This window comes from Rhizobium sp. CF122, assembly GCF_000282035.1.
In the GTDB taxonomy this organism is placed as follows: Bacteria; Pseudomonadota; Alphaproteobacteria; order Rhizobiales; family Rhizobiaceae; genus Rhizobium.
This window is the reverse complement of sequence record NZ_AKKA01000068.1, coordinates 161,611-175,978: the sequence shown is the minus strand read 5'-3', so window position 1 is coordinate 175,978 and position 14,368 is coordinate 161,611. Positions and strand designations below refer to the sequence as shown.

General features: G+C 59.2%; 14 protein-coding genes and 1 tRNA gene. 5 read left to right on the top strand and 10 right to left on the bottom strand.

The features are described from left to right. Positions 1–112: 112 nt before the first annotated feature. The 4 genes from PMI09_RS12500 to PMI09_RS12480 all read right to left on the bottom strand — a co-directional run bounded on the left by PMI09_RS12500 (position 113) and on the right by PMI09_RS12480 (position 4,497). Positions 113–2,122 (bottom strand): acetyl-CoA carboxylase biotin carboxylase subunit, encoded by a 2,010-nt coding sequence (locus PMI09_RS12500; RefSeq protein ID WP_007793874.1) that lies wholly within the window; start codon positions 2,120–2,122, stop codon positions 113–115. Between the two features lie 84 nt (positions 2,123–2,206). Beyond that, complete coding sequence (locus PMI09_RS12495) at positions 2,207–2,914, bottom strand: hypothetical protein (RefSeq protein WP_007793871.1); 708 nt, start codon at positions 2,912–2,914, stop codon at positions 2,207–2,209. A gap of 97 nt (positions 2,915–3,011) precedes the next feature. Continuing rightward, positions 3,012–3,890, bottom strand: coding sequence for a DMT family transporter (locus PMI09_RS12490; protein WP_007793868.1), 879 nt, complete (start codon positions 3,888–3,890; stop codon positions 3,012–3,014). A 522-nt stretch (positions 3,891–4,412) separates the two neighbouring features. After that, positions 4,413–4,497 (bottom strand) — tRNA-Leu (locus PMI09_RS12480). Between the two features lie 171 nt (positions 4,498–4,668). On the opposite strand from PMI09_RS12480, the gene lipB reads away from it, so the two are divergent. Next, positions 4,669–5,430 (top strand): lipoyl(octanoyl) transferase LipB, encoded by a 762-nt coding sequence (gene lipB / locus PMI09_RS12475; RefSeq protein ID WP_052026535.1) that lies wholly within the window; start codon positions 4,669–4,671, stop codon positions 5,428–5,430. Positions 5,431–5,452: 22 nt separating this feature from the next. On the opposite strand, the gene PMI09_RS12470 is transcribed toward lipB, so the two are convergent. Together PMI09_RS12470 and PMI09_RS12465 are read right to left on the bottom strand one after the other, a co-directional pair. Then, complete coding sequence (locus tag PMI09_RS12470; protein WP_007793862.1) at positions 5,453–5,821, bottom strand: hypothetical protein; 369 nt, start codon at positions 5,819–5,821, stop codon at positions 5,453–5,455. Between the two features lie 273 nt (positions 5,822–6,094). Then, a complete protein-coding gene (locus PMI09_RS12465) occupies positions 6,095–6,589 on the bottom strand; it encodes a peptide deformylase (protein WP_007793859.1) in 495 nt (164 codons plus the stop codon). A gap of 168 nt (positions 6,590–6,757) precedes the next feature. On the opposite strand from PMI09_RS12465, the gene mgtE reads away from it, so the two are divergent. Both mgtE and PMI09_RS12455 read left to right on the top strand, forming a co-directional pair. Further along, positions 6,758–8,170 carry a magnesium transporter gene (gene mgtE, locus PMI09_RS12460; RefSeq protein ID WP_007793856.1) on the top strand — a complete coding sequence of 471 codons (1,413 nt, stop codon included), beginning with the start codon at positions 6,758–6,760 and terminating at the stop codon, positions 8,168–8,170. A 76-nt stretch (positions 8,171–8,246) separates the two neighbouring features. Beyond that, on the top strand, positions 8,247–8,639 hold the full coding sequence (locus PMI09_RS12455; protein WP_007793852.1) for a MerR family transcriptional regulator: 393 nt from the start codon (positions 8,247–8,249) through the stop codon (positions 8,637–8,639). On the opposite strand, the gene PMI09_RS12450 is transcribed toward PMI09_RS12455, so the two are convergent. Both PMI09_RS12450 and PMI09_RS12445 read right to left on the bottom strand, forming a co-directional pair. Then, complete coding sequence (locus tag PMI09_RS12450) at positions 8,640–9,626, bottom strand: heparan-alpha-glucosaminide N-acetyltransferase (protein WP_007793849.1); 987 nt, start codon at positions 9,624–9,626, stop codon at positions 8,640–8,642. Beyond that, the gene (locus tag PMI09_RS12445) at positions 9,627–10,391 is read right to left on the bottom strand and encodes a DUF599 domain-containing protein (RefSeq protein ID WP_037082916.1); all 765 of its coding nucleotides are present in this window, start codon (positions 10,389–10,391) and stop codon (positions 9,627–9,629) included. A 185-nt stretch (positions 10,392–10,576) separates the two neighbouring features. Here PMI09_RS12445 and PMI09_RS12440 point away from each other — a divergent pair, with 185 nt between their 5' ends. Next, positions 10,577–11,983 carry an L-serine ammonia-lyase gene (locus PMI09_RS12440; RefSeq protein ID WP_007793843.1) on the top strand — a complete coding sequence of 469 codons (1,407 nt, stop codon included), beginning with the start codon at positions 10,577–10,579 and terminating at the stop codon, positions 11,981–11,983. A gap of 59 nt (positions 11,984–12,042) precedes the next feature. After that, a complete protein-coding gene (locus PMI09_RS12435) occupies positions 12,043–12,480 on the top strand; it encodes a DUF1489 family protein (protein WP_007793840.1) in 438 nt (145 codons plus the stop codon). Here the strand turns inward: PMI09_RS12435 and PMI09_RS12430 are convergent, their stop codons facing one another. Then, complete coding sequence (locus PMI09_RS12430) at positions 12,481–12,759, bottom strand: hypothetical protein (protein WP_007793839.1); 279 nt, start codon at positions 12,757–12,759, stop codon at positions 12,481–12,483. Between the two features lie 111 nt (positions 12,760–12,870). Next, positions 12,871–14,340, bottom strand: coding sequence for a D-alanyl-D-alanine carboxypeptidase (locus PMI09_RS12425; RefSeq protein ID WP_193385393.1), 1,470 nt, complete (start codon positions 14,338–14,340; stop codon positions 12,871–12,873). Positions 14,341–14,368 lie beyond the last annotated feature (28 nt).

Below are 14,368 nucleotides of genomic sequence, written 5' to 3'. Positions count from 1 at the left end.
CACCCTCCTCATAGGATCTACCTCCACCCGGCATCCTGCCGGGCGGGTCACGATAGGCAGTCAGCCGTTAACAAAACCTAACCGGCTGGACGCCAAGAAGCGTCGGCGGTCGTCAGGCGAACTCGAGAATCACGGCGTCGACGGCAAGGCTCTCTCCGGGCTTGGCGTTGATTTTGCTGACGACAAGATCGCGTTCGGCGCGCAGCACGTTCTCCATTTTCATAGCTTCGACCACGGCAAGCGTTTCACCAGCTTTGACTTCCTGGCCCTCGACCACTGCAATCGAAACGACGAGACCAGGCATAGGGCAGAGCAACAGCTTCGATGTATCGGGCGGAAGCTTGACCGGCATCAGCTTCTCTAGCGCGGCATGGCGCGGCGTCAGCACCTTGGCCTTCAGGGATATTCCCTGCCAGTCCAGCCGGAGACCGTTGAGAACCGGGCGGATTTGCGCAATCACGTTTTGGCCCGCGACCTTGCCGCGCCAAACGGCGTCGCCAGGTCTCCAATCGGTGACAACGTTGGAAATCTTGCCGCCGATCTCGATGTCCATATCGAACGGGATCGTCACTAGCCTGTCAACCAAACGCGCATCGACGTAGCTGTCACCGAGCCTGACGGTCCAATCATCACGTGTCGCACCGCCGGGAGTGCGCAAGCGGTCGGCGAAGCGCTCTCGACGGTTGGCCTCGATGAGAGACGCCGAAAGGGCGACGGCCGCGAGAATCGCTTGCTGGACTGTATTGGGCACCATCGGCGCAAAACCATCCGGGTACTCCTCGGCGATGAAACCGGTCGATAGACGTCCCTCGCGCCAGCGGGGGTGTTTCATCAGCGCGGCAAGGAAGGGGACGTTGTGTTCAATTCCATCGACAACGAAACCGTCGAGCGCCTCGCCCATCGCTTCGATCGCCTCCAGGCGCGTCGGTGCCCAGGTGCAGAGCTTCGCAATCATCGGATCGTAGTACATCGAAATCTCGGCGCCTTCGAAAACGCCGGTGTCGTTGCGCACGACGGCGCTTTCGGATTTGCCTTCCGCAGGCGGCCGATATCGCGTCAGACGACCGATTGAAGGCAGGAAATTGCGATAGGGATCCTCGGCATACAACCGGCTCTCAATCGCCCAGCCGTTCAGCTTTATGTCACCTTGCACGAACGGTATCTTCTCGCCGGCCGCAACGCGGATCATTTGCTCCACGAGGTCGATACCCGTGACCAGTTCAGTAACCGGATGCTCGACCTGCAGGCGCGTGTTCATTTCCAGAAAATAGAAATTGCGGTCACGATCGACGATGAATTCGACCGTGCCGGCGCTTTGATATTCCACAGCTCGGGCAAGCGCGACCGATTGCTCACCCATCGCCGCGCGGGTGTTGGCATCGAGGAAAGGTGAGGGGGCTTCTTCGACAACCTTCTGATTGCGGCGTTGGATCGAGCATTCGCGTTCGCCGAGATAGACGACGTTGCCGTGCGCGTCGGCAAGCACCTGAATCTCGATGTGGCGGGGCTCGACAACGTATTTTTCGATGAAGACACGGTCGTCACCAAAGGAACTCTTTGCCTCCGAACGTGCCCGGTCGAAACCGTCGCGCACTTCTGCTTCGTTCCACGCAATGCGCATACCCTTACCGCCGCCGCCGGCAGACGCCTTGATCATAACGGGATAGCCGATCTCGGCGGCGATCCTTTCTGCGTGAGACGCATCCTCGATGACGCCGAGATAACCGGGGACGGTGGAGACCATGGCGGCGTTGGCAAACTTCTTCGATTCGATCTTGTCGCCCATCGCCATAATGGCCTTCGGCTTCGGACCGATGAAGACAATGCCTTCTTTCTCCAGTGCCTCGCAAAACGACGCTCGCTCGGAGAGAAAGCCGTAGCCGGGATGGACCGCTCCGGCGCCGGTCTGCTTGCAGGCTGCGATGATCTTATCCGCGACGAGATAGCTTTCGGCGGCTGCCGCAGGTCCGATATGAACAGCCTCATCAGCCATTTCCACGTGGAGTGCATCCCGATCCGCATCTGAATAGACCGCTACCGTCACAATTCCCATACGGCGCGCGGTCTTGATAACGCGGCAAGCGATCTCGCCGCGATTCGCGATCAGGATTTTCTTGAACATGGAGACTCCACCCAAAACATGCGTTCCGGAGTTTTACGCATAAACACCGGAACGCACAATCAGCCGAAAGAATATCGGGAGGTGTCAGGCGACCGCGGTTTCGCTGCCGAAGCTGTCATCCACGATCCTGAGCCACCGGCTGCGACGTGGGGCCTCGGCATAGTCGACGAGCTGAAGCGCTGAGAGAATAGCGGCCCAACGTGGATGATTTGCGGCTGGCAGCGTTTCCTCCGCGATCCGCATCATAACGCTCCAGGTGAGGGGCGGTGCGTTGATAACGCCGGCATCGCCAACGCCGCGCAGAACCCGCATGACGTAATCGATATCCTGGCGCGTGATGCCCTTTCGATCCACTGCGCGACACAGCCTGTAGCCGCCGACGTTTTCTGTCAGCGCAAGACGCAGCTGGTCGAGTGCGAAGGCGCGCAGTTCATCCGGCACGTTCGCCGAGATCTCCATTGCGTGCAGAACCAATTCGAGCTCTAGCGCCGAGTTGACCACGCCGTCGGTCGCGACCATACGCATGAGCCAGGCCACGTTTATCTCGTCAAGTGACCCTTGAGGATAGGTGTAGTTGACGATGAAACCGGCGAGCTGCTCCACAAAGAAGGAGCTCCATTCCGGGCATTTTTCGGGGCAGGAATTGTTCAGCGCCAGCATGGCGACCACGTCGTCCGCGGTCCGGATGCCTTCCGGGAAGGTGTGCTTGCGCAGCAGACTGATATCTTCGGCCGTCAGCCGATGCTTTCCGGCGATCACACATGCCGGAAAAGCGAGACGGAATTCGCTCATCTTTTGTCTCCAGACCTCATCATGAGGCCGAAGGTCGTTCTAGCGCGAGCGAATTTATGTTCCCTCAAGAAGCAGTGTTAACGGCGCACTCAACCGGTCACGACGTTTTTAACGATCGCGTCTGCACGCGCTCCCGCCAGATGATGAAGAGGCCGGAAGCGACGATAATCAGGATACCGATCCATTTGGAGACGTTCGGGAAATCGCCGAAGAGCGCGTAGCCGAGCACAGTTGCGGAAATGATCTCGAAATACTGGAACGGTGCCAGCAGCGACAACGGTGCCAGCCGGAAGGCGCGTACGATGACCATGTGGGCATAGCCCGAAATCGTCCCAAGAATCAGCAGCAGAGCGAGCGCCAACGCAGAGGAAGGTAAGGAGGGGTGGAAATCACCGACGCCAAACCCATTGCCCACGATCAATGCCGCCGCCATGAAGGCAGTACCTCCAATACCCGCCATCGTTTGCATCGTCAGCGGTGAATCGGCATCGCCGATCGCCCGGTTCAAAAAGAGATAGAGCGAGTACAGGAAGGCGCAAAAAACGGGCAAGAGCGCCTTCAGACCAAAGATCTCGTAGCTCGGCTGGATGACTATCATTGCGCCACCGAACCCGACGACAATCGCCATCCATCGGCGCCAGCCGACCTTGTCGCCGAGGAAGATCGCCGACAACGCGGTGAGCATGAGGGGTTCGACGAAATAGATCGCAAACACGTCTGCGAGCGGCATGTATTTCACGGCAACGAAGAAGAGCAGGCTCGCCGCCCCGTGGAGGATCCCGCGCAACAGATTCATCCAGGGGCGTTTGGCGTGGAGTGCCTTGCGGCCGAAGATCACGAACAGAAACGGCAGCGTGCAGACGAGCTGGAAGAAGAAGCGGTAGAATGTCACCTGTCCCGGCGACATGGCCTCGAAGGTCGCCATGTATTTCGCGATTGCATCCATCGCCGGCAGCACGAGCATGGCGCCCGCCATGAGGGCCATTCCCTGGAGAGGATTTTGGTGTTCGGGAGGATTGCGCATCGATGAGATTCTATACCAGGTCCAAGAGGCTATACAGAAAGTCACGGTTCGGGTGAAGGGGCGGAAGAAGCCCTGCAGCCAGGAGCAGCAATTTGCGGATGCGAACGTTGCGCTGGTCTGCCCGGGATTTCCAAGTGACCGGATCAACGAGGACGAAAATAGCCTTCCGCGCGCTTTAGGGGCAGCGACGATAAGTGTTCATTGATTCGCTGTTAAGGCCTGCGAAACGGAGTGGCGCCAACATCGGCGAAAGCATCAAGTGGTCAACGATAAGGTCGTCAGGGACATCGCGCTCACCAGCGCCGGCTCGAACACTCGGCAGTCATGAATCGAGCCTCGACCGAATCGGGGGAAGCGAATGCCAGCTTCGCGTTTGGGGGAGGGCTCTTCCACAAGTCGCGTCAATAGCGCGCTCGGGATTATCTCCTGTCGAAAATGAAGAGAAGAGCTCTTGATAACCATCGCAGGGATGGTTGGTGCGGTCGAGAAGACTCGAACTTCCACGGGTTGCCCCACAGCGACCTCAACGCTGCGCGTCTACCAATTCCGCCACGACCGCATCGTGGTAGGTGCCGATTTGTGCCGGCGGGGCAGCATGTAGCAAAAGCGTTTGGGGTACACAAGGGCGATATGACAGATTTTTTCAAAACAAATCACAGCATTTGAATCGCCTCTAAAACGGGGCCATATAACCTTCGCAATGCTGCCTCTCGAGCAGAAGCGACAAGGAATGGCCATGCTACGCACCGATCTTGAATTCTCCATGTTGCCCCATGAAGGCTCGCGGCCGATCCGATGGCGGATCGCCGACGGCCTCACGCCCTATGCGGAGGCTGTGGAAAACATGGAACGCGAGGTCGCGGCAATTGCAGACGGCGGCGACGAGCTCGTCTGGCTCGTGGAACATCCGCCTCTCTATACGGCGGGAACCAGCGCGGATGCCAAAGACCTTGTGCAGCCCGATCGGTTCCCCGTCTTCGCCACGGGACGCGGCGGCGAATATACCTATCACGGGCCTGGCCAGCGTGTTGCTTACGTCATGCTGGACTTGAAGCGCAGGCGCCAGGACGTGCGCGCCTTCGTCGCCGCGCTTGAGGAGGTGGTCATTCGTACGCTGGGATCGATGAACGTCCGCGGCGAGCGGCGCGAGGACCGTGTTGGCGTCTGGGTGCGCAGGCCGGACAAAGCGGCTCTGCCCGATGGCACGATGGCTGAAGACAAGATCGCGGCGCTGGGCATCCGGCTGCGGAAGTGGGTAACATTTCACGGTCTGTCGCTGAACGTCGAACCCGATCTCGACCACTTCAGCGGAATCGTTCCATGTGGAATTTCGGCCTATGGCGTTACAAGCCTCGTCGATCTCGGCCTGCCGGTCATGATGGCTGATGTCGACATCCAGCTTCGGCAGGCGTTCGAATCGGTCTTCGGCGATACGATCAACGATAGATGTGACGCAAAAGCCCTCGCGAGGAGAGCACAAAGGGTCGGGTGACCGGCCCTTTGTAGTTAGATTGCTATTTGTCACCGATGTCGCGGCAGGCGTCGGAATGTGACGCTCCGCTATCCCCGCCGGCCGTATGCACCTTGGAGTTCGTCTTCATGTAATCGCAGTCGGGCAGCGGCTTGATGCTGGCCGTTGTCGTCCTGTCGACGGGCGACGACATCCGGCTCGGGGCGAATCCATCACTGTCATTCGTGTAGTCGGAAGAGTATTCCGGCACCTCGCGATTGACATAGTGGACCGGCTTTTTCGGCACCATCTGGACCGGCGCAAACCCGTCACTATCGTTATTGTAGTCGTTTGAGTACTGCGGTTGGGCGAAGGCGGCACTTGCCAGGCCGAGGGCGAGAATGGAAGCGGCGGCAGCAAATCTGAAGCGCATGGAAAATCTCCTCAATTCGTCGTTGCAATGACAACGATACCAAACCCTCGGCAAGAGTGAGTTCGCGCTCGAATTGCGGCAAGAATGCGGGCAAAAAATCACACAACTGCCGGCGTTTTATCAAATGAAATCACAGATACGCGACCGGATTTTACAGTTTTGTGATGGAACATTGTTTCCTATTCCAGGGCGGGTGGCGTCGGTATTTGCGCAATCAAAAGACGAGACATTATGAGCTTAAACCGGGATGCTCCAGAAGGCTTCATGCCGCTGTTAGTTGCGCAACTTGTCCCACCGTTTGACCAGTCGCTCCCGCTTGAGCCTGGAAAGGCGCTGTGTCCAAAAGACACCGTCGAGTTGATCGATCTCGTGCTGGATGCAGACTGCGAGGAAGTCCTGCGCGTCTTCCTCATGCTCGGCCCCGGTCAAATCACGGTAGCGCACACGGATTGCCTTGGGCCTCACGACCTCGTCGGTCATGCCAGGCATAGAGACGCTTCCTTCGACATGGCGAATCGTCTCGTCGGACGCAATCATAATCTCCGGATTGACATAATAGCGTGGCCCGTCGTCACGGCTGAACTCGATCACGACGACCCGAAGGAGCACGCCGATGTGTGCGGCGGTGATACCGACACCGGGAGCGGCCCGCATAGTATCCAACAGGTCATCCGCGAGTTTGTATAATCGCTCGTCAAAGACTTCAACGGGCTCGCAAACGGTTCTGAGACCGACGTCGGGGAAGCGCAATATGGGGCGGACAGCCACTGGCAAGGTTCCTGATTTGAGACACGCGGAAACTATCGCTGCGCACGCGCATTGTCACCCACGCGAGGCTTTTGCAGCTGGACGGGCTTCGAGCTTTCAGCTAGCACGAAGCTACATGTTTCGGCGCTTAGTCGTTGAACTTCAAACGAGATGCGAGGGCGGCAAATCATGACGAACGACGCAGAAGAGCTCGTCCGCCCGCGGCCAGACAGCGGCGACGCCGACATCTATGATGAAAGCGGCAACGTCAGAGGCGATTTCCTCGCACTGGTGGGCGCAGCGATCGCCGATCGCGATACGATCTTCCTGCGCCAACACGTTGCCCGCCTGCACGAATCCGAAATAGGCGACCTTCTCGAATCGCTGCAGCCAGACCAGCGACTCGCGCTCGTTCGCCTCCTGGGCGACGAATTCGACATGACGGCGCTGACCGAGGTCGACGAGACGATTCGCCGTGAGATAGTCGACCAGCTCCCGAATGAACAGATTGCAGCGGCAATCGGCGAACTCGATTCCGACGACGCTGTTTACATCCTTGAGGATCTCGACACCGAGGACCGCGAGGAGATCCTTGCGCAGCTTCCGTTTACAGAACGCGTGCGGCTGCGGCGCGCGCTCGACTATCCCGAGAGCTCGGCGGGACGCCGTATGCAGACGGAATTCGTCGCGGTGCCACCGTTTTGGACAGTCGGCCAAACGATCGACTACATGCGCGACGAGGAGGACCTGCCATATTCCTTCTCGCAGATCTTCGTCATCGACCCGACATTCAAACTGCTGGGTGCCGTCGATCTGGACAAGATCCTGCGCACAAAGCGGCAGACGAAGATCGAATCCATCATGCGGGAGACGAACCATCCGGTCCCTGCGGAGATGGACCAGGAAGAAGCCGCGCAGCTTTTCGAGCAGTACGACCTTCTCTCTGCCGCCGTCGTCGACGAGAACGACAGGCTGGTTGGTGTGCTCACGATCGATGATGTGGTCGACGTTATTCACGAGGAGGCCGACGAAGACATCAAGCGCCTTGGCGGTGTTGGCGACGAAGAGCTCTCAGACAATGTTCTCTCTACCGTGCGCTCGCGCTTTCTCTGGCTGGTAATCAATCTTGGAACGGCCTTGCTGTCTGCAAGCGTCATCGGGTTGTTTGACGAATCGATCGAGAAGATGATCGCGCTCGCGGTACTGATGCCGATCGTGGCGTCCATGGGCGGCAATGCGGGGACACAGACGATGACGGTCACTGTCCGCGCATTGGCAACCGGCGACATCGACATCTACAACGCCGGGCGCATCATCCGCAGGGAGGCAGGGGTCGGCATCGCCAACGGCGCGCTCTTCTCGGTCATCATGGGCATGATTGCCGCAACGTGGTTCCACAATTACCAGCTTGGTTTCGTGATCGGCGCGGCCATGATCATCAACCTCTTTGCGGCGGCACTTGCCGGAATTTTGCTGCCGTTGCTACTGCATAAGATCGGCGCGGACCCGGCCATCGCGTCGTCTGTCTTTGTCACGACCGTGACCGATTGCACGGGCTTCTTTGCCTTTCTTGGTATCGCCACATGGTGGTTCGGAATTTAGCCGGCTCGATTTCGCTGCAGAAATTGACTATTACGTAAAAGTCAATATTATTGCCTTCCTTAATGGTGGGGAGCCCATGCCGGTCAGCAAGTACTATAGCATAACCGAATTGACGCGCGAGTTTGGAGTATCGACGCGTACGCTCAGGTTCTACGAAGACGAAGGATTGATCCATCCCGAGCGGCGTGGACGCACGCGGCTGTTCCGTCCGGCGGATCGCCGTCTAATCCAGGAAATCCTGCGTGGCCGGCGTATCGGCTTCACCATCGCGGAAATCCGCGAGATCATTCAGGTCTATAAGGAGCCGCCGGGCGAATTGGGCCAGCTCAAGCTCCTGATGAAGCGCGTCGATGAGAAGCGCGAAGATCTGCGCCAGAAGCGCAAGGATATCGACGACACTCTGACCGAACTCGACAACATCGAAGAGGCCTGCCTCGGGCGTCTCGCCGACATCGGCGTCGGCACCTGATTATTGCGCGTCGACGCTGCACTCGCTCGCCAGTGCCAATATTCGCCCATCATCCGGCTTGACGGCACCGGACTGGAATTCCGTGAAGAGATTTTCCTTCTGTAGCTTGTCAAGTGTGCACTGGCAGAAGCTGCGGCATAGCGCTTCGCCTTCCTGCATCGTGCATGAAGCATTGCATTGCTTCAGGTAGCTTTCGACGGGATCCGGTTTCGCAGGTGGAATTACCACGGACAGCCCGTAGGCAATCGCGATCAGCACCGGCTGGTGAATCAGGTAGAAGGCGAGGCTATGGCGCCCGGCCTTCGCCGGTAAGCTTGATCCTGTACCAACCCTGGCAAGCCTCTCAAGCAGCCCCGTCCCCATGGCAAGCAGGGTCGCCGTCATGCCGAGCAGGAAGGGCACGGCCCAGGGAAAAATGGGCACATAGTCGTTCGATCGCTGCGGCATCTCGGCCAAGCCGATCCAGGCAAGGTAACGCGGATTGAAGATCGGCGAACGCAATAGATCCGGCGCGATCCAGGTATCCACGGCCCATGCTGCAGTCACGACGGCCGTCACGACGATGGTGACGGGCAGTGGCAGACGCAGGAAGACAAGGCCAAGCAGGCTGAGAGCGGCGATGCAATGCAGAATACCGAAGAATATCCATTCATTCGGGAAGACGAAGCGCGTCACGACGGAGATCGCAAGCGCGGCCGCGGCGATCATCGCAAACCGCTTCCAGAACGTCCGCCAGCGAATTTCCGGCGTGTTGGCGAGGACCAGGCTGACCCCTACGATGAACAGGAATGTCGATGCGATCGCGCGGGCATAGAGCTTTAGCCAGCCGGTTTCAGCGGTGCCTGGGGTAAGGTAGCCCATAAACTCCATATCCCAGGTGAAGTGATAGGTCGCCATCGCCATCAGGGCGACACCGCGTGCCGTATCCAGCAAGCCGATGCGAGGCGGCTTGACGCTCGCATATGTTTCCGTCGCCGGAGCCTTCATTCACAATCCCTCGGATGACTCGTTGCCATCGTTCGACGGCTTGGCGCGGGGAATAGGAGAAAGGTGGAGATTTGATGGCGGGTTGGCGTCCATAATCGCCAGACGCGCCTCAGAGAAGAACTGCCGCCTGGTCAGGACGACGATCACGATCGTCGTCGTCAGCATGAAAACATAGGGGTTGATGAACCAACCGAGGTAACCGATCGAGAGGAAGATGGCGCGCAGCCCCTCGTTGAAATGACCCGCCGCAATGATGTTCATGCGGATGACGCGTTCGGCCGCCCGCTCGGCCGCAATCACATCCTGTTCGGTGTCGCGCATCATCGGGATGGAGCCGAAAAGGATCGTGCAGTAGTTGAAGAGGCGATACGACCAGCCGAACTTAAAAAAGGCATATCCGAACAGCGCTGCAAGGCCGCCGACCTTCATTTCGAAGACGGCATGCCCACTATGAAAGACGAAAGGCAGGTCGGCGAAGACCGCGTCGACCTTCTCCGTTGCGCCCAGCAGCGCAAAGCAGCTGCCGATGGCGAAGATCGACGTCGAGGCGAAGAAAGCGGTGCCGTTCTGCAGGCCGGCCATGATCTGAGTGTCGATCATCTTCAGGTCGCGCCGCAGCGAATTGTAGATCCACTCGCGCCGGCGCTCCCGCATGGCGTGCGTGAGGCTGGTCCTGCCAAAGAAGCTCGAGCTTTGCAGCAGGCGCGCATAGCAGAACCAGATCGCCGCAAAGAACACCAGTGCAATGTAATCCGCTGTCGTCATCATTATATTGAATCAGATTCCCGTCGCCGCGCCACTCTACAGATGCGGGCGCGTGCTGCAATGACTGGCAAGCAGCCGCGCTTCGTTTTACAGATGTCGCACGCGTGAAATGCTATGTCGGTCCGTCGCGGGGATCGCGAGAGCCGGTGGCGTAGGTTTGCGCAGCAACTTTACAGGACGCAGTCATGTTCCTTTCCGTTTTCGACGTCTTCAAGATCGGTGTCGGGCCTTCCAGCTCGCACACGATGGGTCCGATGACTGCCGCCAATCGGTTCCTCGATCTGATTCTCTCGAACGATTGGCCGCGCCCGACCTCGGGCGCTCAGGTTGCGTCCATGAAGGTTAGCCTGCACGGTTCGCTAGCGCATACCGGGATCGGACATGGAACGGGCAGGGCCGTCATTCTCGGACTGATGGGCGAGCAGCCTAACAGCGTCGATCCGGACAAGATGGACGGCATCATCGATCAGGTGGAGCGTACCGGGCGCATCTCGCCGCCCGGCCATCCGAGCTATGGCTTCCAACCGAAGAACGACCTGATCTTCGACAAGAAGCAGCCGCTGCCCGGACACGCCAACGGTATGTCCTTCTCCGCCTTCGACAAAGACGGTCGGATGCTGATCAAGCGCATCTACTATTCCGTCGGCGGCGGTTTCGTGGTGACTGACACCGAACTCGAGCAGATGCGCGCGAAGAAGAAGACGCCCTCTGATTCACGCAAGGTTCCGTATCCTTTTGCGTCAGCCAAGCAAATGCTCGATATGGCTGCGCGCTCCGGCCTCTCGATCGCGCAGATGAAGCGTGCCAACGAGGAAACGCAGCGGAGCCGCGAGGAACTGGACGCCGGTCTCGATCGCATCTGGGAAGCAATGCGCTCCTGCATCGAACGCGGTCTCAAGGTCGATGGCATCATGCCGGGCGGACTGAACGTTCGCCGCCGCGCCCGCGCGATTCATGACAAGCTGCAGGAAGAGTGGCGCAGCAATCGCATCAACCCGCTACTCGCAAACGATTGGCTGAGCGTCTACGCCATGGCCGTGAACGAGGAAAATGCCGCCGGGGGTCGCGTCGTGACGGCGCCGACGAATGGAGCCGCGGGCGTCATCCCCGCAACGATCCGTTATTACGAGCATTTCCACGACGACTGGGACCAGAACGGTATCCGCGACTATCTGCTCACCGCCGCCGCTGTCGGCGGGATCATCAAGCACAACGCCTCTATTTCCGGCGCGGAAGTCGGCTGTCAGGGAGAGGTGGGATCTGCAGCCGCAATGGCAGCTGCCGGCCTCGCCGCCGTCATGGGCGGCACGCCCGAGCAGATCGAGAACGCCGCCGAAATCGCGCTGGAACATCATCTCGGTATGAGCTGCGACCCCGTCGCGGGCCTCGTGCAGGTTCCCTGCATCGAACGAAATGCTCTCGGTGCAGTCAAGGCGGTTACGGCCGCGTCGCTGGCGATCAAGGGAGACGGCAAGCACTTCGTTCCGCTTGATGCCTGCATCGAGACCATGCGGCAGACCGGCAACGACATGAGCGAGAAGTACAAGGAGACATCCACTGGCGGGCTTGCCGTCAACGTCGTGGAATGTTGACTTTGTGGACATGCGACTTGCCGCTTGACGCTGCCCGATAAAAGGATTTCAACGGCGGCATGGCATTGCATCTCATTAAATTATGCGTAGGCGCGGACTCGATTGACGATCTGCGCGAATGGGTCGCCGAACGCTCTCTGCGGGCGATCGCGGCCGGGCTTGAGCCTCATTCCGTCCATACGACGAGGATGGTCCCGAAACGTGTCGAGGAATTGCTCGAAGGCGGTTCACTTTATTGGGTCATCAAGGGGCAGGTTCAGGCGCGCCAGAAACTGCTCGACATCCAGACTTTTACAGATGGCGAAGGAATCTCACGATGCCATCTTGTGCTGGGGCCTGAAGTCATCGAAACGGCCGTACAGCCGAAGCGAGCGTTCCAGGGCTGGCGCTATTATCCGCAAGAGGACGTGCCGCGCGATCTGAACAGCCTGGGCGAGGGAATTGCGGAAATGCCCGCAGACCTTCGCCGCGAGCTTTCTGAACTCGGCCTGCTCTGATCAGCGCAGGCGCAGTGTTACCGGTGCTCGCCCTTCCGGGCAGGTGACGTGAAGGTGGATATTGGCTTCCGCTTGCGAGCAGCGCCACGCCCGCGCGCCATGGCACAGCAGCAGGTTAATTAGATCTTTGGTCTTTGCCGTTTTGGGCTTCTGCCGCTGCAACCCCACTTCCGCCAGTCGCAAGGCCGCTTCATGTAGCGGGTGCAAACCGGCTCGCGGATTCTTGCCGGTCACCCGGCCGTGTGGCGGAAACTCCGGAATATTCTCGTTGATCGCCATTCTCATCCTCGTACGCATTACAAACCGAGTCTCAGAACTCCGTCGGATCAAACACACCGATCACGACGTCTTGGACTGCCGCCCGTGTATGTCAGGCGGCAGTCCTTTTGATCATTGGGCCGTGGCCCAGCACTTCACACCAGCCCGCTTCAGGGCATTGCAGGCGTTCACAGCAGCACGCTGGTCATCAAAGCCGCCGAAGCGTGCACGGTAGCTTCCGGCGTTAGCGACCGCGATAGGCTTCGCGGAACGAAGGGCCTTGCCACCCTTGCTCTTGGCGCTGTCGAGCAGATCCATTGCGCCTTCCTTGCTGGCGGAAACACCAATCTGGACGGCCCAGCCAGCCAGCTGCGGCTCCTTGGTCGATGCCGTCGTCAGTTCGTCGACAGTCGTGTCGCCCTGTTCCGGCGGCACATAGGCGGGTGCAGGCGTCGGCGTGGCGACAGATGCCTGCTTGATAGCCTGGGTTTTGACCTTCTTCGGGGCCGGCATTTCCTGCTGGAGCAGCGGATTGTCGGACTCTGGCTTGGCAAGATCGGCATAGGCGACCTGCGCGGAGGCCGGCTGGTAGCGAGTGTCCGGGGTCGGTGCGGTGCGCGGCAGGCTGACCTCAGGCGCAGCTGAAGCAACGCGTGTTTCAGCGACAGGCGCTACAGGTTGCGGCACGATCTGGGCGATCAGATCTGAGGAGCCGCCGCGACTGGATGCTTTCGGCAGATAGGCTGCAATGAGCTTGCGCATCTGATTGTCGCGGGCAGGGGTCGAAGCACCGCCGAGAACAACGCCAACGATCGACTTGCCATCGACCTGAACGGAGCTCACCAGGTTAAAACCGGCGGCACGTGTATAGCCGGTCTTGATGCCATCGACGCCGCGCACGGAACCAACGAGACGGTTGTGGCTCCGGATAACACGGTTGCCGAACTTAAAGCTCTGCGTTGAGAAATAGCCGTAATACTGCGGAAAATGCTGGCGAAGTGCGATACCGAGGCGGGCTTGATCGCGCGCGGTCGTCATCTGGGCGGTATTCGGCAAGCCGTTGGCATTGCGATAGGTCGTGCGTGTCATGCCGAGCGCGTGCGCCTTGGCCGTCATCACCTGTGCAAAGCGGTCTTCCGAGCCGGCAAGCAACTCGCCAAGCGCCGTAGAGGCGTCATTGGCGGAAAGCGTCACGAGGCCAAGTATTGCCTGTTCCACGGTGATCGTACCGCCGGGGCGCACACCAAGCTTTGTCGGCGCCTGAGCGGAAGCGTGTGCGGAGAAAGGAACCGATGTGTCCAGACGGATGCGCCCCTGTTCCAACGCTTCGAACGTCAGGTAGAGGGTCATCATCTTGGTGAGGGACGCCGGATACTGCAGACGATCCGCATTCTCGCTGTAGAGAACATTGCCGGTCTTTGCATCGACAACGATGCCCGCATATTTCGAATTGGCAGCCTCCGCATCGGCATCGATCGAGTCGGCCATGACGATACCGGCCGCGAGAGACAGCGCCGTAATCGCTCTTATCAGAAAATTGCGGGATCGCGATGGAGATACGGAGGAGACTGACCTTAGCACTATTCTACTCTTCGCTTGCATTTCGGATACTGGAAAGATCGCCCGCCTC